This window comes from Haemophilus parainfluenzae (genome assembly GCF_014931275.1).
In the GTDB taxonomy this organism is placed as follows: Bacteria; Pseudomonadota; Gammaproteobacteria; order Enterobacterales; family Pasteurellaceae; genus Haemophilus_D.
Genome location: NZ_CP063110.1, coordinates 830,164 through 849,644 on the forward strand (window position 1 = coordinate 830,164; position 19,481 = coordinate 849,644).

Annotated in this window: 21 protein-coding genes; 13 read left to right on the forward strand and 8 right to left on the reverse strand. The window is 40.0% G+C overall.

The annotated features are described in order from the left end of the window. Position 1 precedes the first annotated feature (1 nt). The 5 genes from INQ00_RS04070 to nudC all read right to left on the reverse strand — a co-directional run bounded on the left by INQ00_RS04070 (position 2) and on the right by nudC (position 3,792). On the reverse strand, positions 2-784 hold the full coding sequence (locus tag INQ00_RS04070; RefSeq protein ID WP_197547380.1) for a DeoR/GlpR family DNA-binding transcription regulator: 783 nt from the start codon (positions 782-784) through the stop codon (positions 2-4). Between the two features lie 126 nt (positions 785-910). After that, positions 911-1,183: an HU family DNA-binding protein gene (locus tag INQ00_RS04075; RefSeq protein WP_005696943.1), complete on the reverse strand. Its 273-nt coding sequence runs from the start codon at positions 1,181-1,183 to the stop codon at positions 911-913. A 137-nt stretch (positions 1,184-1,320) separates the two neighbouring features. Beyond that, positions 1,321-1,911: a YjaG family protein gene (locus INQ00_RS04080; protein ID WP_049381547.1), complete on the reverse strand. Its 591-nt coding sequence runs from the start codon at positions 1,909-1,911 to the stop codon at positions 1,321-1,323. A gap of 11 nt (positions 1,912-1,922) precedes the next feature. Then, positions 1,923-2,987 (reverse strand): uroporphyrinogen decarboxylase, encoded by a 1,065-nt coding sequence (gene hemE / locus INQ00_RS04085; RefSeq protein WP_197547381.1) that lies wholly within the window; start codon positions 2,985-2,987, stop codon positions 1,923-1,925. A 10-nt stretch (positions 2,988-2,997) separates the two neighbouring features. Continuing rightward, complete coding sequence (gene nudC / locus INQ00_RS04090; RefSeq protein ID WP_197547497.1) at positions 2,998-3,792, reverse strand: NAD(+) diphosphatase; 795 nt, start codon at positions 3,790-3,792, stop codon at positions 2,998-3,000. A 147-nt stretch (positions 3,793-3,939) separates the two neighbouring features. On the opposite strand from nudC, the gene INQ00_RS04095 reads away from it, so the two are divergent. Further along, complete coding sequence (locus INQ00_RS04095) at positions 3,940-4,395, forward strand: DUF3290 family protein (protein ID WP_049365274.1); 456 nt, start codon at positions 3,940-3,942, stop codon at positions 4,393-4,395. Further along, entirely contained in the window at positions 4,395-5,030 is a 636-nt protein-coding gene (locus tag INQ00_RS04100) for a DUF421 domain-containing protein (RefSeq protein ID WP_197547382.1), read from the forward strand. The genes INQ00_RS04095 and INQ00_RS04100 overlap by 1 nt, the downstream gene beginning before the upstream one ends. A gap of 42 nt (positions 5,031-5,072) precedes the next feature. Here the strand turns inward: INQ00_RS04100 and INQ00_RS04105 are convergent, their stop codons facing one another. After that, complete coding sequence (locus tag INQ00_RS04105; protein WP_197547383.1) at positions 5,073-6,287, reverse strand: aromatic amino acid transporter; 1,215 nt, start codon at positions 6,285-6,287, stop codon at positions 5,073-5,075. Between the two features lie 176 nt (positions 6,288-6,463). Here INQ00_RS04105 and INQ00_RS04110 point away from each other — a divergent pair, with 176 nt between their 5' ends. The 4 genes from INQ00_RS04110 to murQ all read left to right on the forward strand — a co-directional run bounded on the left by INQ00_RS04110 (position 6,464) and on the right by murQ (position 10,321). After that, a complete protein-coding gene (locus tag INQ00_RS04110) occupies positions 6,464-7,327 on the forward strand; it encodes a YicC/YloC family endoribonuclease (RefSeq protein WP_197547384.1) in 864 nt (287 codons plus the stop codon). Between the two features lie 8 nt (positions 7,328-7,335). Next, a complete protein-coding gene (ygfZ, locus tag INQ00_RS04115) occupies positions 7,336-8,175 on the forward strand; it encodes a CAF17-like 4Fe-4S cluster assembly/insertion protein YgfZ (RefSeq protein ID WP_197547385.1) in 840 nt (279 codons plus the stop codon). Positions 8,176-8,290: 115 nt separating this feature from the next. Next, complete coding sequence (locus tag INQ00_RS04120) at positions 8,291-9,409, forward strand: anhydro-N-acetylmuramic acid kinase (RefSeq protein WP_197547386.1); 1,119 nt, start codon at positions 8,291-8,293, stop codon at positions 9,407-9,409. A 3-nt stretch (positions 9,410-9,412) separates the two neighbouring features. Then, positions 9,413-10,321: an N-acetylmuramic acid 6-phosphate etherase gene (murQ, locus tag INQ00_RS04125; RefSeq protein WP_197547387.1), complete on the forward strand. Its 909-nt coding sequence runs from the start codon at positions 9,413-9,415 to the stop codon at positions 10,319-10,321. A 60-nt stretch (positions 10,322-10,381) separates the two neighbouring features. On the opposite strand, the gene INQ00_RS04130 is transcribed toward murQ, so the two are convergent. Next, positions 10,382-12,040, reverse strand: a complete 1,659-nt coding sequence (locus INQ00_RS04130; protein WP_197547388.1) for a phospho-sugar mutase — start codon at positions 12,038-12,040, stop codon at positions 10,382-10,384. 181 nt (positions 12,041-12,221) lie between these two features. Next, entirely contained in the window at positions 12,222-12,791 is a 570-nt protein-coding gene (locus INQ00_RS04135) for a DUF5358 domain-containing protein (protein WP_178196422.1), read from the reverse strand. Positions 12,792-12,943: 152 nt separating this feature from the next. Here INQ00_RS04135 and menB point away from each other — a divergent pair, with 152 nt between their 5' ends. From menB to INQ00_RS09815, 7 genes are all read left to right on the forward strand, one after another. Further along, a complete protein-coding gene (menB, locus tag INQ00_RS04140; RefSeq protein WP_014064726.1) occupies positions 12,944-13,801 on the forward strand; it encodes a 1,4-dihydroxy-2-naphthoyl-CoA synthase in 858 nt (285 codons plus the stop codon). A 94-nt stretch (positions 13,802-13,895) separates the two neighbouring features. Continuing rightward, entirely contained in the window at positions 13,896-14,666 is a 771-nt protein-coding gene (locus tag INQ00_RS04145; protein WP_054419049.1) for a glycosyltransferase family 25 protein, read from the forward strand. A gap of 60 nt (positions 14,667-14,726) precedes the next feature. Then, positions 14,727-15,716, forward strand: coding sequence for an o-succinylbenzoate synthase (gene menC, locus INQ00_RS04150; protein ID WP_197547389.1), 990 nt, complete (start codon positions 14,727-14,729; stop codon positions 15,714-15,716). Between the two features lie 60 nt (positions 15,717-15,776). Continuing rightward, positions 15,777-16,229: a type II 3-dehydroquinate dehydratase gene (gene aroQ, locus INQ00_RS04155; protein ID WP_054419056.1), complete on the forward strand. Its 453-nt coding sequence runs from the start codon at positions 15,777-15,779 to the stop codon at positions 16,227-16,229. A gap of 159 nt (positions 16,230-16,388) precedes the next feature. After that, a complete protein-coding gene (accB, locus tag INQ00_RS04160; RefSeq protein ID WP_054419058.1) occupies positions 16,389-16,847 on the forward strand; it encodes an acetyl-CoA carboxylase biotin carboxyl carrier protein in 459 nt (152 codons plus the stop codon). Between the two features lie 60 nt (positions 16,848-16,907). Beyond that, the gene (accC, locus tag INQ00_RS04165) at positions 16,908-18,254 is read left to right on the forward strand and encodes an acetyl-CoA carboxylase biotin carboxylase subunit (RefSeq protein WP_197547390.1); all 1,347 of its coding nucleotides are present in this window, start codon (positions 16,908-16,910) and stop codon (positions 18,252-18,254) included. Positions 18,255-18,378: 124 nt separating this feature from the next. After that, positions 18,379-19,389: a transferrin-binding protein-like solute binding protein gene (locus INQ00_RS09815; protein WP_197547391.1), complete on the forward strand. Its 1,011-nt coding sequence runs from the start codon at positions 18,379-18,381 to the stop codon at positions 19,387-19,389. The last annotated feature ends 92 nt before the right edge of the window (positions 19,390-19,481 follow it).

The following is a 19,481-nucleotide window of genomic DNA, read 5'->3' on the forward strand; positions in this document are numbered from 1 at the left end:
TTTATGCCACATTTACACAAATTACTTCTACGCCTTGCGCCATTATGACTTCTTTGTCGGCCTGAGATAATTTGTTATCGGTAATCAGCACATCAATTTGCTGCCAGGTTAATTCCACATTTGGCATTTTTCTGCCAATTTTTTGTGATTCCACCATCACGATCACTTCGCGAGATACTTCAGCCATCACTTGGCTTAAGCGAACCAACTCATTAAATGTCGTTGTACCACGTTCTAAATCAATGCCATCGGCACCAATAAATAATTGGTCAAAATCATAAGAACGTAGCACTTGCTCGGCAATATTGCCTTGGAAAGATTCAGAACGTGTATCCCAAGTGCCTCCCGTCATTAAGAGTGTCGGTTCATTTTCGAGTGAACGTAATGCTGTGGCCACAGAAAGCGAATTTGTCATCACAACTAAGCCTTGTTTACGATTAAGCTGCTTAATCAATGCTGCGGTCGTGCTGCCACTATCTACAATAATGCGATTGTGATCACGAATACGTTCTGCGGCTGCTTTTGCTAAGACTAACTTTCGTTGCGAAAGTTCATCATCTTGTTCTTCTTCGATGATTTCTTGTGGCATTAAAATGGCACCACCGTATTTACGAAGAAGGAAACCATTACTTTCTAATGCAGTGAGATCTTTTCGAATCGTCACTTCAGAAGTGTCAAATAATTGTACTAGCTGTTCTACACTGACTTCACCTTGTTCTTGCAGCAGTTGCATGATGGCATGTCTGCGCTGTTGGGTATTTCGGTGTTGAATGTTTCGTTTCATTATTTATGTCCCGTAATAAGTTTCGGTTCGGAATTATATCGACAAAATGATGATTGTAAAGCTAAAATTTAGGCAACAAAAAACCCTGACAAAGCAGGGTTTAATTAAAATCTGTTTTAAGACTAATTATTTGATTGCGTCTTTTAATGCTTTACCAGATACGAAAGCTGGAACTTTAGATGCTGCGATTTTGATTTCTGCACCAGTTTGTGGGTTACGGCCAGTACGTGCAGCACGTTTGTTTACTTTGAATGTACCGAAACCGATTAATTGTACAGGTTCACCTTTTTTAAGGCTGCCAGTAATCGCCGCTAGAGTAGCTTCTAATGCAGCTTTAGCTTGTTTTTTGTTTAATTCAGCTGCACTTGCAATTGCATCGATTAAATCTGTTTTGTTCATAAATTTGTACCTTCTGTTAAATTAAAATTTGACTCTATTTAAATAAGCGTAGCTTTTAACTGCTACGGCTTGGCAAGTCTAATCTAACTGAGCGGGAAATAAAAGCTCGATTTGTAAAAATTGTGACAAATCTCACGTTATTGCTCAATTTTTATACCAATATTGGAGATTCCCTCCTGTTTGATCTCATTTCGGAGGGATAAAATCAGGTCTACATCGCGTTTTTCACAGTCTTTGAGTAAGCGATAGATTTGCCATTGAAGGTCTAGCTCCTCTTCAATTTCTTCACGGCTTTTTAGTTCGCTCTCAGAAAGATCACGATTTTCTTGTGTTTCTAACAAAGAACAAACCGTACCTAACGAAATTTGGCTGATTTGAATCGCTTTTTCGAGTGTTTCGCCTGCGATAATAGCATGTAATAATTCACCTAATGCTTCACAAGCATCGAGAGCGGGTACCACACCAAAGAAGTCATAATCATTCACATCAGGAATAATCTCTTCGAGCTTCTCTAATTGGTTCTCGAAATTGATTTTCGCCCCTTTAACCGTCAGAAATTCCCACACTAAGTTTAAAATGTTGTGATAGGTCTTTTCTGCTTGCTCCTGTTCGGTCATTTGGCAAAACAGGGCAAAGTTCGGTGCCATGCGTTCGCATAAGCAAGCCATAAAGGTCAGATGTTGCCAGCTTTCAACATTTTCGAGGCGCTTGTGAATTGGGTTTCGCATTTTCTTCTCGCTTATTTATGATAGGCTTTAGAGAACTCATGGATGGCATCCACGAAGATTTTTGGTGCACTTTCTGGCACGTCTTGGTGGATTCCATGGCCTAAGTTAAATACATGTCCGCTGCCTTGACCAAAATCAGCTAAAATTGACTGCACTTCTTGCTCAATACGCTCTGCAGGTGCATATAACACACTTGGATCCATATTGCCTTGTAGTGCCACTTTATGGCCCACACGCGCTTTCGCATCAGCCAAATTAACTGTCCAGTCTAATCCGAGTGCATCACAGCCTGTATTTGCCATGGCTTCTAACCATAACCCGCCGCCTTTAGTAAATAAGGTTACCGGTACTTTACGACCATCGTGTTCACGAATTAAACCCTCGACGATTTTGTGCATATATTGCAGAGAGAAGTCTAAATATTCACGATGACCTAATACACCGCCCCAGGTATCAAACACCATGACCGCTTGTGCACCAGCTTTGATTTGAGCGTTTAAGTATAAGATCACGGAATCCGCTACTTTATCTAATAAAAGATGCAAAGTTTGCGGTTCGGCATACATCATTTTTTTGATTTTATTGAAGGTTTTGCTGCTACCACCTTCAACCATATAAGTTGCCAGTGTCCACGGACTACCAGAGAAACCAATCAGTGGCACTTCGCCTTTTAGTTCGCGACGAATTGTGCGAACAGCATTCATCACATATTGAAGTTCGCCTTCAGGGTCAGGAATCGGTAAATTTTCGACCGCACTTTTGTTTTCAATTGGATGGGCAAATTTCGGGCCTTCACCTGCACCAAAACTTAAGCCTAATCCCATCGCATCAGGAATAGTTAAAATATCTGAGAACAAAATAGCTGCGTCTAAAGCATAGCGACGAAGTGGCTGTAAGGTAACTTCACAAGCTAAATCCGCATTGCGGCAAAGAGACATAAAATCGCCCGCTTCTGCACGTGTTGCTTTATATTCAGGCAAATAGCGTCCCGCTTGGCGCATCATCCATACGGGGGTCATATCCACTGGTTCACGTAATAAGGCTTTTAAATAACGATCATTTTTTAATTCAGACATGGACTTTCCTTTATTTATTTTGTTCCGCTTTACAAAGCTCAAGCGTCGCATTAATTAATTTGAGTGCGATAGTACCTGTTGGCGGTAATTCTGGCAAGGGGGCAGTACTAGAAAACCATTGTGCATCATGCAGTTCTGTTTCTTGCAGTTGAATTTCTCCGCTGTCGTAATCAGCTAAAAAGCCCACCATTTGTGAATTAGGGAATGCCCAAGGTTGGCTACCGAAATAGCGAATATTTTTAATGCGAATACCCGTTTCTTCAAAGACTTCGCGACGAACCGCATTTTCGAAGGTTTCACCCACTTCTACAAAACCGGCTAGCGTGGTGTAAATACCTGCTTTGCCTGGCGTGTAATGGCGTTTATGGTTGGCTAATAAAATCTCTGTGCCACGGCGAACGGCGACAATAATCGAAGGGCAAATAACGGGGTAAGTACGATAGCCACAACTTGTGCATTGAACCGCTAGCTCATCGTGAGTTTGTTCCGCTTTTTGACCGCACTTTCCGCAGAATTGGTGGGTTTTCAAAAAATGATTGATTTCCACACCTCGGCTTAATAAATGAAAATCTTCAGTCGGCAATGACAACAAACTCCGTAAGGAAAGGTATTCTCGTTCATCTTGATCATTTTCTGCCACAAGCCATAAAGGTTGTGATTTCCATTTCCCGAGCAACATTACTTTTTGTGTTGTGAGGCCGAGTTCCTTTGCTGTTCCAAAAGGCAGATCATTTTCCTGCCAATAAAGCGTCGATCCTTTGGTGAATAGCCAATATCCCTGATCTTCGGGCTGAATTGCTTTCATATTTTTCTCTTTTTGTTTCAAAAGTGCGGTCATTATAAAAGGGATTTTTCGGAAAAACGAATTTAATTTCTGTGATAAAAATAGCTAGTCAGTTTTCGTTGTGCTACAGTAGCAACCTGTTTTTCTCTTTAAAATTAGGAATGACAAATGTCTTTTTTCTCTTTTGCTTTTTTAGAAAATGCGATGTCTTTTGAAGGTTATTTTAAATATATCGCCATTTTTGTCTCGTTAGGTGCATTGCTTGTGGTGACAAGCTTATATTTACGTCATCGGTTACAAACCAAATATCGCGATCTCAGTATTATCTTTCTTTTATTAATTATTTTCTTGCTCGGTGTGCAATATAAGCAATATGAGCAAAATGAAGTCTATGCAGCTGATATCTCTAGCGTGGTGACATTTTTAAATTCGGTGAAAGATAGTCAAAATTTACAGAAAGAAGATATTCGTACCAATAGCCGTACATTAATGAACGGCATGATTTTAAATATTCGGGATCAGTATTTCGAAGTCCATTTTAATAATGATTTTTCAGCGTATACCTTATCCCCAATTAACTTAGTAAACCCTAATGTTACTGTGATTGATAAGGAGGATAAATAATGGATGGCTACACATTATTAGGCTTGAAATTGGCCATGGGTATTATTGGACTGGTACTCCAAATTAACTTAATGGGAAAAGGTAACCTTGCACCGACTTCCGCGATGGATCAGGTACAAAACTATGTGCTAGGTGGCATTATTGGTGGTGTGATTTATAGCGATAGTATTGGGGTATTCCAGTTCTCTCTCGTGCTCGTGCTTTGGACATTATTGGTTTTTACCCTCCGTTTTATCAAAAATCATAACAAATTAGTTAAATCTTTGATTGATGGTAAACCTGTTTGGGTGATTTCAAACGGCAAGGTAAAAACTGCTGAATGTATGAAAAACAGTATTACTGCTAATGACCTCATGTTTAAGTTACGTGCTGCCGGTATTTATGAAATCAAAACGGTTAAACGTGCGGTATTTGAACAAAATGGACAACTTTCGATTATTCGATACGGTGATGATGATTTACGTTATCCATTAATTATTGATGGACAATTAGATGATGATGTTTTAGAAATTATTGATCGTGATGAAGAATGGGTTAAAGCTGAGTTAGAAAAACAGAACCTGACGATTGAGCAAGTGTATATTGGCGAATACTTGAATGGTCAGTTAGTGGCACATGTATATGAAAACAAATAAAAGAGACCGCACCTTAAAAGTGCGGTCTTTTTTTCGCTCATTTTAACCGACAACAAAAGGTAAATAACCCGCTCGGATGGCAAAAGGAATTGAAGTAATAATCACCCCAAGCACCAATACAAGTACTAACAATGCTTTACCGCCCCATACTCTGTATGGCAAGTTAGGATGAATCGCACGTGCTTTCCAAACTAATGCTACCGGTAAAACCACTGCGTAGAACGCGAACATTTGACCGGCGTAACCTAGTGCAAGAATAAAACCTTCTGGATAGAAAAGGGAGAAAAGCACCGGTGGAATAAAGGTCATTAAACCTAATGAAATGCGTCCAGCATGAATATTAAAAGATTGCTTGAGCAAGTCTTCGATACATTCTAATAAACCTAATGCCACGCCTAAGAATGAGGTTACTAAAGCCAAAGTCGAGAAGATTTTTACTGCATTCGCAATAATTGGGCTTTGGGTGATTTCTAAGGTTGCTTTCACTAAGCCATTTAACGTGGCGTCTTCACGTAAAATTTGTAAAAACTCATTTTGGCTGAGTAAGCCGTGCGTAGAAAGCTGCCATAAAAAGTAAGCAAATAACGTGATGCCAGAACCCACTAAAATCGCAATGCGTAAGGATTTCACATTACCGTTTAAGTATTTATTTAAACTTGGAATGGAACCATGGAAACCAAATGCCGTGAAAAATACAGGGCTTGCAGAAATAATTAAAGCGTTATCAATTGGCATCGCCATTAAGTTATCAAATTTGATGTTCGGTAGCATTAACGCGAGCACTAAGATAAAAGCAGCAATCATCACAAAGAATAACACGCGATTGATTTTATCTACACTGTGTGTGCCGATGACAATAAAACTACCGAAGAAAATGGTGAATACAAGCACCGCGATTTTGTTCATGGTGTCTTTATCGCCCATGGCTGGGAGTAAATCCATTAATAAGGAACCACCACCACTTACGTAAGCGGCAATTAAGGCATATAAGAAGACAATTAAAACCGCGGTGGAAATAATTCGCCCTGCTTTACCAAAATATTGTGCAGCAAGAGTGCCGATCCCTGAATCACTGTCAGCGGTTTGATACAGTTCCACGAATAAAAGTGCGGTGAAAGTAAGTACCGCCCACAAGCCAAGTAATAAGAAAACAGTTGCAGTTAAGCCAATTCCCGCAGAGGTGAGCGGCATTGCCAACATTCCCGCACCAATCATGGTTCCTGCCACAAGCAAGGTACTTCCCACAGTCTTGTTCATTTTACTATCCTTTGGTTGTAATGATAAATTTACGATGATTGTATTTTAAAGTTTACAGGGTGTAAAGTAGGAGAAACAAAATTCTTCTACAAAATGTACGGTAGAAATGACCGTACTTTCCCGATAAAATAGCCGGCAAATCAATTAAGACGAGAGACAATAGTAGGAGAGCGCTTATGATTTATAGCATGACAGCCTTTGCACGCCTTGAAATCAAGAAAGATTGGGGCGATGCGGTTTGGGAAATTCGTTCGGTTAACCAACGTTATTTGGAAAACTTTTTCCGCTTGCCAGAGCAATTCCGAGGTTTAGAAAATGCTTTGCGTGAGAAACTTCGTCAAAATCTTACTCGCGGTAAAATTGAATGTTCATTGCGTATTGATAGCAAAAAACAAGCAGCGGCTGAGCTCAATTTAAATAAAGAATTAGCGAATCAAGTGATTCAATCTTTACAATGGATTAAGGCGCAAGCTGGCGAGGGTGAAATCAATTTAGCAGATGTATTGCGTTATCCCGGCGTGGTGGAAGCGGCTGATCAAGATTTAGATGCGATCAGTCAAGATTTGTTGACAGCTTTTGATGAATTATTGGTGGAATTTATTGCAATGCGTGGCCGTGAAGGCGAGAAACTACAAGCCATTATTCAACAACGTCTTGATGGCATCACCGTTGAAGCCGAAAAAGTGCGGTCACAAATGCCGGCGGTTTTACAATGGCAGCGTGAACGTTTATTGCAACGTTTTGAAGAAGCGAAAATTCAACTTGATCCACAACGTGTCGAACAAGAAATGATTTTATTGGCGCAACGTGTGGATGTGGCAGAAGAATTAGATCGTTTGCAAATGCACGTAAAAGAAACCAATAATATCTTGAAAAAAGGTGGAGCAGTGGGGCGTAAACTGGACTTTATGATGCAAGAGCTGAATCGTGAATCTAACACTTTGGCATCAAAGTCCATTAATGCCGATATTACCGCTTCTGCTGTGGAGTTGAAAGTATTAATTGAACAAATGCGTGAACAAATTCAAAACCTTGAATAGGAAAAATCATGGCAACATTTATTTCATTAAACCACTATGATTTGGTAGAAGTGGCGGGCGTGGATGCGGAGAAATATCTGCAAGGTCAATTAACTTGTGATGTGGTGCATTTAGCAGCTGGCGCTTCAACGCTTACAGCGCATTGTGATCCTAAAGGCAAAATGAATTCCTTATTCCGCTTAATTAAGCTTTCAGCTGAGCAGTTTTTGATTTTAATGCCGAAAAATTTATTTGCGCCACTCGATCATTTAAAAAAATATGCCGTGTTTTCAAAAGTCACTTTCCAAGTGTTGGATTGGCAAATTGTCGGCTTGATTGGTGAAAAGTGCGGTCGAATTTACGCGCAGATTCAATTAGATATTGATGAAAACCGTGCAATTTTGATCAATCCAACACCGTTAGATGTCACCTTTAATGGCGATGAAAAACAATGGCTTTGTGCGGATATTCAAGCGGGCTTACCAAGCTTGAGTGCGGAAACACAAAATGAATTTATCCCGCAGGCATTAAATCTACAAGCGATTGAACAAGCGATTTCTTTTACTAAAGGCTGTTATATCGGGCAAGAAACTGTCGCGCGAGCCAAATATCGTGGCGCCAATAAACGAGCGATGTATGTGCTTTCGGGTGAAACAACGGTTACACCGAAAATCGGCAGCGAAATTGAAATGCAGTTAGAAACAGCTTGGCGTAAAACCGGTACGATTGTAAGTGCGGTTAATTTTGACGGCGTTTTATGGTTACAAGTGGTGATGAATAACGATTTAGAAGAAGGGATAAGTTTCCGTTTACCTGAAGATGGAACCGTTATGAAAATTGAACCGTTACCTTATTCCATCAATAGCTAAAAAACGATTTAGTCATTGATGGCTTATAAGAAGAAAAGAGAGAACTGCAATGTTCTCTCTTTTTTTATTTTTTTAAAATCCGCTATAATTCTGAAAAACTCACGAATTGCATATTATGACTTATTATCTTGGCATTATGTCCGGCACCAGCCTTGATGGGGTGGACATTGCGCTTACTGACATCCAATCTAATCAAACCAAATTAATTGCGGCTGATTTTACGCCGATGCCAGCAAATTTACGCGAAAAAGTGACCGCACTTATTCAATCGGGCGAAACCTCGTTACAAGCTTTGGGTGAACTCGATCACCAATTTGGCTTACTTTATGCGGATTGTGTAAATGCCTTTTTACGTAAACACCAATTAAAACCAGAACAGATTGAAGCCATTGGCTGCCATGGCCAAACAGTGTGGCATTCCCCAAAAGGTCAATTTCCGTTTACCATGCAAATCGGTGATATGAATTTATTAGCCGCTAAAACAGGTATTACGGTCGTTGGTGATTTGCGCCGTAAAGATATGGCGTTTGGTGGACAAGGCGCGCCTTTGGTACCCGCGTTTCATCAAGCGGTATTTTTTGATCCTCACTGGGCAACAGTGGTGCTTAATATTGGCGGTATTAGTAATGTATCCTTATTGATACCCGAACAGCCTGTCATTGGATTTGATACAGGAACGGGTAATACCTTGCTCGACCAATGGATCGAAAAGCATCAAGGTAAAGCCTACGACAAAAATGGTGAATGGGCGGCTTCAGGTCAAGTGAATTCAGCTTTGTTAGCGGCATTATTAGATGAAGATTTCTTTCAGCTTCCACCACCGAAAAGCACAGGGCGTGAATTATTTAATTTGGCTTGGCTAGAGAATAAAATTCAAAAAATAGCAGGCAAAACGACCGCACTTTTACCACAAGATGTGCAAGCCACTTTGGCAGAATTTACCGTGCAAAGCATTGTTTTAGCTCTTAATAATATTCAGACGATATTACCATGTCGATTACTTGTTTGTGGTGGTGGCGCTAAAAATCAGGCGATCATGAATGGTTTAAAACAGGCATTACCAAATTGGCGTATTCAACTGACGACTGAATTAAATCTTGATATCGATTATGTGGAAGCGGCAGCTTTCGCTTGGTTGGCTTATCGTCGTATGCATAATTTACCCGCTAATTTGCCGAGTGTGACGGGCGCCACAAGTGCGGTCAGTTTAGGGGCGATTTTTCCAAAGGAATAAACCATGGCAGAGAATTTATTACAAACCCTTTCAACTTTAATTACTGAACAACGGAATCCCAATTCCATGCATGTAGATAGCTTGTCTGCATTGGACATTGTGCAGTTAATGAATGATGAAGATAAACAAGTGCCTTTGGCAATTGAAAAATGTTTACCTCAAATTGCCCAAGCAGTCGAATGTATTGTTGCTGCATTTCAACAAGGTGGTCGATTAGTCTATATTGGCGCAGGGACCAGTGGTCGATTGGGGGTATTAGATGCCTCTGAATGCCCACCAACATTTGGTGTGTCACCTGAAATGGTGAAAGGTATTATTGCAGGCGGCGAGCGCGCATTACGTCATCCAATTGAAGGTGCGGAAGACAGTAAAGCACAAGCCGTGATTGACTTACAAACAATTCAATTTTCCTCAAAAGATGTATTGGTTGGCATTGCCGCAAGTGGACGAACACCTTATGTGATTGGTGCATTGGAATATGCGAAAAGTTTAGGTTCAGTGACGGTTTCGATTGCAAGTAATCCGAATTCAGGGATGGCAAATATTGTGGATATTGCCATTGATACGGTAGTGGGACCAGAAGTGCTAACTGGCTCGAGCCGTTTAAAATCGGGCACCGCTCAAAAATTAGTACTGAATATGCTGACTACGGCTTCTATGATCTTAATGGGTAAATGCTATCAAAACTTAATGGTGGATGTTCAGGCAAGTAATGAAAAACTGAAAGCTCGTGCCATTCGTATCGTTATGCAAGCTACGGATTGTGATAAAGCACTCGCAGAAGAGACATTAAAGCTTGCCGATCAAAATGCGAAATTAGCGATTATGATGATTTTGAGTGGATTAGATCGTGCTCAAGCAGAGGCTTTATTGGAAAAATATCAGGGTAAGTTACAACTTGCATTGAAATAAGCAAAAATAAAACGCTAGGCATCAAACCTAGCGTTTTTTATTATTTAATAGTTTGCTCAATTAGCAATCTTGTTTGCCGTAAGCATCTTGACGAAGGATTTGACGAACGCCTTCATCAAATTGTGCTAAAACGTGATCCGCGTCTTTTGGATCTTTACCGCGAGCATCAAGATAGAACTTGATTTTCGGTTCAGTACCAGATGGACGAACGATTAAACGACTACCGTTTTCTAATACGAATACAAGGATGTCGCTTTTGCGGTCAGTTTTAGTGTGGTCGATGAATTGTGCCACTTTAACACCACCTACTTCTGCTGGAGGCGTGTTGCGAAGTGCAGCCATTAATTTACCAATTTCAGATAAATCGCTTACACGAATAGAAATTTGACCACTTACATAAGCACCGAATTCTTGTGTGAAGTCATTGGCGTAATCCGCTAAGGTTTTGCCTTGAGCTTTCAAGTTACGCACTAAATCTAAGAATACGATAGCTGCAGAAATACCATCTTTATCGCGTACTTTATCTGGGTCTACTAAGTAACCAAGCGCTTCTTCGAAACCGAATAATAAGCCTTGAACTTTACCGATGTATTTGAAACCAGTTAAGGTTTCTTCTGATTGGAAGCCGTATTTTTTCGCAATTTCAGCAAGTGCAGGAGAAGACACTAAAGAACACGCTAATACGCCTTTCTCACCTTTTACATGATATTGTTTTGCTAAATACCAACCTAAGAAGCAACCTACTACGTTACCGTGTAAAGGTTTCCAGTTACCTTGTGCATCTGGAACAGCCACTGCTAAACGGTCTGCATCAGGGTCATTCGCAATAATGAATTCTGCATTGTGTTCTTTTGCTACTTTAATCGCTAAATCTAATGCACCTTTTTCTTCTGGGTTAGGGAAGTTTACCGTTGGGAATGTGCCATCTGGCCATACTTGTTCTGCCACAATATGAGGTTGTGGAAGACCTGCTTTGGTTAAGGTTTTGCTTAATACTTCATAGCCTACACCGTGCATTGCGGTATAAACGTAGTTAATATCTGATTTAGGCTCTTTAGCAAGAGAAGCGGTTTTTTCGATATAAGCGTTAACCACTTCATCATCTAACACCACATAATCTTGGCTACGAGGTAAATCTTTTACATTACCTGCTGCGACTTTATCGATCAAGGCTGCGATATCTTTGTCAGCAGGCGAAACGATTTGGCCACCGCCGTTCGCTTTACCTAAATAAACTTTATAACCGTTATCTTCCGGTGGGTTGTGGCTTGCGGTAACCATAACACCCGCAGTGGTGTCAAAATATTGGATTGCGTAAGCTAATACTGGAGTAGGTAATTTACGTGGAAGTAAATAAGCTTTCACGCCTGCACCCGCCATGATTTCAGCGGTATCACGAGCGAAAACATCAGAGTTTTTACGACCATCGTAACCAATCACGATAGAAGGCTGTTTGTCGTAATCTTTTAAATAATCCGCTAAACCGCCCGCTGCCTGTGCCACTAAAACACGGTTCATACCCATAGAGCCTGCTTGTAAAGGCCCGCGAAGCCCTGCAGTACCAAATTGTAAACGGTCACTAAAGCGAGCTTGTAATTCAGCGTGTGCTTTTTCATCACCATTTTTCGCCGCCGTTAAAAGTGCGGTTAATTCTGCGTGAGTTTCAGCATCAGGATCTTGGTTTAACCAGTTTTGTGCGATATCAAAAAGCGTTGTCATGATGTTTTCTCCTTGTAAAAAATATTTCCAGTTAGACTAGCTGAAAATGACTTTAATTTAAATGGCTATTTTGCTTTTTTACTTAAAATCTAAGCTTTTTTTGATCGTAATCGTTTTCGCTGAATACAAAAACGGCGTAAAAATATTTACGCCGTTGTTTTTATAGAAAATAATGAAAAAATTAGAGAAGAAGAGCAGAACCCCATTTGATAATATCAAAGAAGAATTTGTTCTGATTGGTGGCAATACCATCACCTGTTTTCTTCAATGTGCCGTCGTCATTCTTCGTTTCATCCACCATGCCATTTACATATTGACCTTTCACGACATCCAAATCTTCTTTTGCCTGAGTACGCAAGATTTGACAAGCTTTAGGTTCTAATGGCTCGACATCACCGACTTCTGTACGGAATTTCTTAAATTGATAGGTCGCATAGTTCATCGATTTTTCATCTTTTTGAATCATTTTCACATAGTCTTCCCCGATGATTTTTTCTAACGGATAGAAAAAGACATATTGAGAATGAATGTAGCTATCTTCTTTTGCAAAATGTTGTTGCTGAATACGGGTTAAATTCGGGTAGATACATTGTTCAGCTTGTTTACTTGCCGTAGCCCATGTTTTTGCATTCACATCTGAAAGGAGGTAATCCGCTTGTGCAAATTCTGCGGGGATCGGCGATTGTGATGGGCCAAATAAACCACAAGCACTTAAGAGTACAGTTGCGCCCAAAATAATAAATTTTCTCACTTAAATTTCCTTATAACATCTAGAATGGCAAAATTTTAGCAACAACAATCTGATTGTAAAGTGATTCTCTAATTGAGAAGTGATTTTCTTTCCCGAACTAAAAAACTTCCGCTATAATGACCGCACTTTTTACACTTATAAAGGAAAGAACAATGCAAAATCCAAAAGATGATGTTTTATATGCACCAGTTGAGTGGGTTGATCATAGCGAAGGTTATACTGATATTCGTTTCCACAAATCGACTGATGGTATTGCAAAAATCACTATTAACCGTCCTGAAGTGCGCAATGCATTTCGTCCGCAAACAGTTAAAGAAATGATCCATGCATTTTCTAATGCTCGTTTCGATGAAAAAATTGGCGTGATTGTATTAACCGGTGAAGGCGAAAAAGCATTCTGTTCTGGTGGTGACCAAAAAATTCGTGGTGACTACGGCGGTTACAAAGATGAAAGCGGTGTGCATCATTTAAATGTATTGGATTTCCAACGTGATATTCGTACTTGTCCAAAACCAGTTGTAGCAATGGTGGCAGGTTACGCAATTGGTGGCGGCCACGTACTTCATATGTTATGTGATTTAACCATTGCAGCAGAGAATGCGATTTTTGGTCAAACGGGTCCTAAAGTAGGTTCATTTGACGGTGGCTGGGGCGCAAGCTATATGGCGCGTTTAGTCGGTCAGAAAAAAGCCCGCGAAATTTGGTTCTTATGCCGTCAATATAATGCGCAAGAAGCATTAGATATGGGCTTAGTGAACACTGTCGTGCCTTATGCTGATTTAGAAAAAGAAACTGTGCGTTGGTGTCGTGAAATGTTACGTAACAGCCCAATTGCATTACGTTGCTTGAAAGCCGCATTAAATGCAGACTGTGATGGTCAATCAGGTTTACAAGAACTCGCGGGTAATGCAACCATGTTGTTCTATATGACTGAAGAAGGGCAAGAAGGTCGTAACGCGTTCAACGAAAAACGCGCACCAGACTTCAGCAAATTCAGACGCAATCCTTAATTTTAATCATAAGAAGTGCGGTTAGAAATCAGTGTGTTTTTAACCGCCTTATCATGATATATCTCGATCCTTATTCATATTTTAGAATTATTTTATGTCCTGTGTGAAACAACATAATTATGTGATTAGCTTAACCAGAGAAACAAAACGTCGCAAACATATTGAACAAGAATTTGATCGGCAAAATATCCTTTTTTCATTTTTTGATGCAGTGACACCAGATCGTATTGAGGATGTTGCAAAGAAATTTAATATTATTTTAGATCGCTCTTCAGAAGCTAAATTATGGGATGGGGAAATCGGTTGTGCGTTAAGTCATATCTCACTATGGAATTTAGCAGTAGAAAAGAACTTGGATTATATCAATATTTTTGAAGATGATATTTACTTAGGCGAGAATGCAAAAGAGCTGTTAGAAGTCGATTATTTGCCTGATGATATTGATGTATTGAAGCTTGAAGCTAATGGAAGAATGGTATTTCGCGCGCCTAGACCAGCAAAGTATGATAGAAAGATTTATCCCATAACATTTAAGCAATCAGGAACGGCGGGTTATACCGTGACAGCGAAAGGCGCTAAATATCTTCTCGAACAGGTGAAAAATAAACCCCTTGAGGTGGCCATTGATTCTCTTATCTTTGAGCATTTTTTGAATTTAAAGGATTACAAAGTGGTTCAGCTTTCACCAGGGATTTGTGTGCAAGATTTTGTTGTGAATCCGGATAAGCCTTTTGAAAGTAGTTTGCAAAAAGGCCGAGAGTTGGTTTGTGAAAATCAAACGAAATTTTCAGTCTTTGAAAGAATCATAAACGAATTTATGAGAGTAAAACGTAAATTATTTATGAAACAAGTGCCTTTTAAATAGAATGCGTGCGGTTAAAATCAGTGTGTTTTTAACCGCACTTTTGCCATCAAGGAGAACAAGATGGAAACCAAATCATTTAATCTTTATCGTTATTCTATCCCAGTCGATAGTCAGTTGATCCTACGTGGACGTTTTTTAAAACGCCGTGAAGGCTTGATTGTGCGTGTAGCTTGCAGCCGTGATGGATGGGGAGAGATTGCACCTTTGCCTGGGTTTAGTGAAGAAACCATAGAACAAGCGCAAGAGCAAGCCATTGAATGGCTGACAAATTGGTGTCATGCAAGCTGCGAAGCACCAAGAGTCCCCCTTGAGGGTTGTTATCCTTCTGTTGCCTTCGGTATTAGCACGGCGATGGATGAGATGAAACGTTATTTAAATGAGGAAGGTAACTATCATACCGCACCGTTGTGTTATGGCGATCCAGATGAGTTATATGCAGAACTTAATCAAATGCCAGGTGACAAAGTGGCTAAAATCAAAGTTGGCATGTATGAAGCGAATCGTGATGGCTTGATGACGGATATGTTTCTTGAAGCTATTCCTGATTTGCAATTACGTCTAGATGCGAATCGCCAATGGACTTTAGAAAAGGCATTAAAATTTGCGGAGAAAGTAAAACCGCAACATCGTTCACGTATTCAATTTCTAGAAGAACCTTGTAAAACCCGTGAAGAAAGCCGCCAGTTTGCAGCTCAGACAGGCATTAATATTGCTTGGGATGAAAGTGTGCGTGAGCCAGATTTTCTTGTAGAAAAAGAACCGCACTTAAGTACCATTGTGATTAAACCAACACTGGTTGGTTCGCTACAAGATTGTCAAAAACTGATCGCACAAGCACATAGTTTAGGCATAAAAGCAGTAATTAGCTCGAGCATTGAAAGTAGCTTAGGATTGACTCAGCTCGCTCGTATCGCGGCACAATATACACCTAATGTGACGCCAGGATTAGATACGTTGAATTTGATGCAACATCAGGTATTACGTGCGTGGCCGGGCTCAGATTTACCGCTAATTGATTTAAATTCAGAATTTATTACCAAAATTGTATAGAGATACGACCACCATTACACAAAAAATCGCTATAATTCGCACAAGTTAAAGGATGTGAAAATGTCAAAAAAATTCAATATTTTGCTGTTAAATGGCCCAAACTTAAATATGTTGGGCGCAAGAGAGCCGAAACATTATGGTTCGCTTTCGTTATCTGCCATTGAAGAAAATGTGGCAAAACTCGCGGCACAGCATGATGTGAATTTGGCGTGCTTTCAAGCAAATAGCGAAGAAAAGTTAATCGATAAGATTCATCAAAGTTTTCAAAAAGTGGATTTTATTTTAATTAACCCAGCAGCTTATACGCATACCAGTGTTGCATTGCGTGATGCATTGCTTGCTGTGTCAATTCCTTTTGTTGAAATCCATTTGTCTAATGTACATAAGCGCGAGCCATTCCGTCACCATTCTTACTTTAGTGATGTGGCTGAAGGGGTGATTTGTGGCTTAGGTGCGAAAGGCTATGAGTTTGCTCTCCAATTCGCGTTAGATTTTTTAAATAAAAAAGCATAAAATTTCACAAAATTTACAGATTTTCGCAGAAATTTATCGCAAAGTACGTGATTTTGCGGTAATCTTGCCGACACAAAAAACAGGTTTCAAAATGACCGCACTTTGGAGTGAATTTTGAAAGTGCGGTTGAAAATTCATTAATATTTTTAGGAAGAGCGTATGGACATTCGTAAAATCAAAAAACTGATTGAATTAGTAGAAGAATCGGGTATCACTGAATTAGAAGTGCAAGAAGAAGAAGGTACAGTACGTATTAGTCGTGCAGCACCAGCAGTTGCACCTGCTGCAATTCAATATGCAGCGGCGCCTGTCGCACCCGTTGCGGCTCCTGCAGTGGCTCCAGCGGCAGCAGCGCCTGCTGAAGCGCCAGCGGCTGAAATTTCTGGCCACCAAGTGCGTTCACCAATGGTAGGGACATTCTACCGTAGCCCAAGCCCAGAAGCGAAAGCTTTTGTGGAAGTGGGGCAAACTGTCAAAGTAGGCGATGCACTTTGTATCGTTGAAGCAATGAAAATGATGAACCGTATCGAAGCAGATAAAGCTGGTGTGGTTAAAGCAATCTTAGTAAATGATGGCGAAGCGGTTGAGTTTGACCAACCATTAATCGTTATCGAATAATCCCTATCAATCTGAAATGGCGAGCTTTCTCGCCATTTTTTCACCCAAGTGGAAATTGTTATGTTAGAAAAAGTTGTGATTGCTAACCGTGGTGAAATTGCACTGCGTATTTTGCGTGCCTGTAAAGAATTAGGCATTAAAACCGTGGCGGTTCACTCTACCGCTGACCGTGATTTAAAACACGTGTTACTTGCAGATGAAACAGTTTGTATCGGACCTGCGCCATCTGTAAAAAGTTATTTAAATATTCCTGCTATTATTGCTGCAGCAGAAGTAACCGGTGCGGATGCGATTCACCCTGGTTATGGTTTCCTTTCTGAAAACGCGGATTTTGCAGAGCAAGTAGAGCGTTCTGGTTTTATCTTTATTGGTCCAACTGCAGACGTTATTCGTTTGATGGGGGATAAAGTTTCTGCGATTAAAGCAATGAAAAAAGCGGGCGTGCCTTGTGTACCGGGTTCAGATGGCCCAGTAGGTAGTGATATCGCGAAAAATAAAGAAATTGCAAAACGTATTGGCTATCCAATTATTATCAAGGCATCTGGCGGCGGCGGTGGTCGTGGTATGCGCGTGGTACGTAGCGAAGATGCACTTGAAGAATCCATTGCGATGACAAAAGCAGAGGCAAAAGCCGCGTTTAACAATGATATGGTTTACATGGAAAAATATTTAGAAAATCCACGCCATATTGAGATTCAAGTTTTAGCGGATACACACGGTAATGCAATCTATCTTGCTGAACGTGATTGTTCTATGCAGCGCCGTCACCAAAAAGTTGTGGAAGAAGCACCCGCACCAGGTATTACCGAAGAAGTTCGTCGTGATATTGGTTCTCGCTGTGCGAAGGCTTGTGTTGAAATTGGCTATCGCGGTGCAGGTACATTTGAATTTTTATATGAAAATGGTGAGTTCTATTTCATCGAAATGAATACTCGTATTCAAGTAGAACACCCAGTAACAGAAATGATCACCGGTGTAGATTTAGTGAAAGAACAATTGCGTATTGCGGCTGGCTTACCACTTTCTTACAAACAAGAAGATATTAAAGTGAAAGGTCATGCGATTGAATGTCGTATCAATGCAGAAGATCCAAAAACATTCTTACCATCTCCAGGTAAAGTGGCACACTTACACTCACCAGGTGGTTTAGGCGTTCGTTGGGATTCTCATGTGTATGGTGGTTATACTGTTCCTCCGCATTATGATTCTATGATCGCAAAATTAATCACATACGGTGATACTCGTGATGTTGCAATCCGTCGTATGCAAAATGCATTATCAGAGACGATCATTGACGGTATCAAAACAAATATCCCACTTCATGAACTCATTCTTGAAGATGAAAACTTCCAAAAAGGTGGTGCAAATATCCACTATTTAGAGAAGAAATTAGGGATGCATGATTAAAATGAAACGGCTAACGTAAGTTAGCCATTTTTATATCTTTTTGATCATTAATATATTTTCTTTGAAAAGATATCTTAAGTCTCTTTATAATATGCACCTATTTATTTTTACCTAAGGAAAAACAATGAAATTTAATCTCTCTAAATTAAGTTTAACAATTTTGGCAACTGTAACGTTAGCCGCCTGTGGAAGTAGCGGTGATAGCAATACTCAACCAGCTGATCAAGCAAAACCAACTGAGCCAGTAAAACCAGCTGAGCCAGTAAAACCAGCTGAGCCAGTAAAACCAGCTGAGACAGTGAAACCAGCTGAGACAGTGAAACCAGCTGAGACAGTGAAACCAGCTGAGACAGTGAAACCAGCTGAGACAGTGAAACCAGCTGAGACAGTAAAACCAACTGAGCCAGTAAAACCAGTGGAACAACCAAAAAATGAAGAACAAATCGTGCTTAAACGAGTGGGTTTTGAGGTTAATAAAGAAGATAAAACAGTGACGGTCATTGAAAGACAAATACATGATGACAATAACGTTAATCTTGTTAATGTTGAAGGTCAAGAAATTGAAATTATTCCATCAGGGTATTACGAACGTCCAGTCATTGGAACTAATGAGAAAGAAGTGCTACAGGCAGATTCTCCTGAATTGCGTTCTATTAGTGGCAAAAACTATAAAAATATTCGTTGGGGAAAATTTACGGAGCCTGCTTTAGGTTCTGATTATTATGTCGCATTTGGTGTAAATCCAACAACAGAAATGCCACAATCAGGTACTGCAAATTATACTGGAAATGGTATGCATGTAGAGAAGCGGGCTGATTACTTAGATTCTAACTTATCATTCGTAAAACTAACGGCTAATTTCGCAGATAAAACATTAAATGGAACAATTTCTTTAGCCAAAACAGGCTATAAGGATGTTCTTGTATCAAATGGGATTGCAGGGGGAGCTCTTTCTCCTAATGTACATTTTGATGATGTTTCCTTATCTGCCAAAATTCAAGGCAATCAATTTAGTGGAACAAGCGAGAAAGGTGTTCATACCGAAGGTGGGTTCTATGGAAAAGATGCTGAAGAGGTCGCAGGAACTTACAAAGGAAAAGATGCAATGGGTGTCTTTGGTGCTAGAAAAAATTAGAAATTTTCTGTCAATTTAAAAGCAAGCCTTGAGCTTGCTTTATTTTTATACTTGAGATAGAAATAAATATCTAATTTAGATTTATAATAGAT

What these genes read in the sequence shown, in the direction of transcription:
- accB (WP_054419058.1), top strand. Translation starts at nt 16,389, where the DNA reads ATGGACATTCGTAAAATCAAAAAACTGATTGAATTAGTAGAAGAATCG.
- accC (WP_197547390.1), top strand. Translation starts at nt 16,908, where the DNA reads ATGTTAGAAAAAGTTGTGATTGCTAACCGTGGTGAAATTGCACTGCGT.
- nudC (WP_197547497.1), bottom strand. Translation starts at nt 3,792, where the DNA reads ATGAAAGCAATTCAGCCCGAAGATCAGGGATATTGGCTATTCACCAAA.
- hemE (WP_197547381.1), bottom strand. Translation starts at nt 2,987, where the DNA reads ATGTCTGAATTAAAAAATGATCGTTATTTAAAAGCCTTATTACGTGAA.
- INQ00_RS04120 (WP_197547386.1), top strand. Translation starts at nt 8,291, where the DNA reads ATGACTTATTATCTTGGCATTATGTCCGGCACCAGCCTTGATGGGGTG.
- INQ00_RS04130 (WP_197547388.1), bottom strand. Translation starts at nt 12,040, where the DNA reads ATGACAACGCTTTTTGATATCGCACAAAACTGGTTAAACCAAGATCCT.
- ygfZ (WP_197547385.1), top strand. Translation starts at nt 7,336, where the DNA reads ATGGCAACATTTATTTCATTAAACCACTATGATTTGGTAGAAGTGGCG.
- INQ00_RS04075 (WP_005696943.1), bottom strand. Translation starts at nt 1,183, where the DNA reads ATGAACAAAACAGATTTAATCGATGCAATTGCAAGTGCAGCTGAATTA.
- INQ00_RS04100 (WP_197547382.1), top strand. Translation starts at nt 4,395, where the DNA reads ATGGATGGCTACACATTATTAGGCTTGAAATTGGCCATGGGTATTATT.
- INQ00_RS04070 (WP_197547380.1), bottom strand. Translation starts at nt 784, where the DNA reads ATGAAACGAAACATTCAACACCGAAATACCCAACAGCGCAGACATGCC.
- INQ00_RS04110 (WP_197547384.1), top strand. Translation starts at nt 6,464, where the DNA reads ATGATTTATAGCATGACAGCCTTTGCACGCCTTGAAATCAAGAAAGAT.
- INQ00_RS04095 (WP_049365274.1), top strand. Translation starts at nt 3,940, where the DNA reads ATGTCTTTTTTCTCTTTTGCTTTTTTAGAAAATGCGATGTCTTTTGAA.
- aroQ (WP_054419056.1), top strand. Translation starts at nt 15,777, where the DNA reads ATGTCAAAAAAATTCAATATTTTGCTGTTAAATGGCCCAAACTTAAAT.
- murQ (WP_197547387.1), top strand. Translation starts at nt 9,413, where the DNA reads ATGGCAGAGAATTTATTACAAACCCTTTCAACTTTAATTACTGAACAA.
- INQ00_RS04145 (WP_054419049.1), top strand. Translation starts at nt 13,896, where the DNA reads ATGTCCTGTGTGAAACAACATAATTATGTGATTAGCTTAACCAGAGAA.
- INQ00_RS04080 (WP_049381547.1), bottom strand. Translation starts at nt 1,911, where the DNA reads ATGCGAAACCCAATTCACAAGCGCCTCGAAAATGTTGAAAGCTGGCAA.
- INQ00_RS04105 (WP_197547383.1), bottom strand. Translation starts at nt 6,287, where the DNA reads ATGAACAAGACTGTGGGAAGTACCTTGCTTGTGGCAGGAACCATGATT.
- menB (WP_014064726.1), top strand. Translation starts at nt 12,944, where the DNA reads ATGCAAAATCCAAAAGATGATGTTTTATATGCACCAGTTGAGTGGGTT.
- INQ00_RS09815 (WP_197547391.1), top strand. Translation starts at nt 18,379, where the DNA reads ATGAAATTTAATCTCTCTAAATTAAGTTTAACAATTTTGGCAACTGTA.
- menC (WP_197547389.1), top strand. Translation starts at nt 14,727, where the DNA reads ATGGAAACCAAATCATTTAATCTTTATCGTTATTCTATCCCAGTCGAT.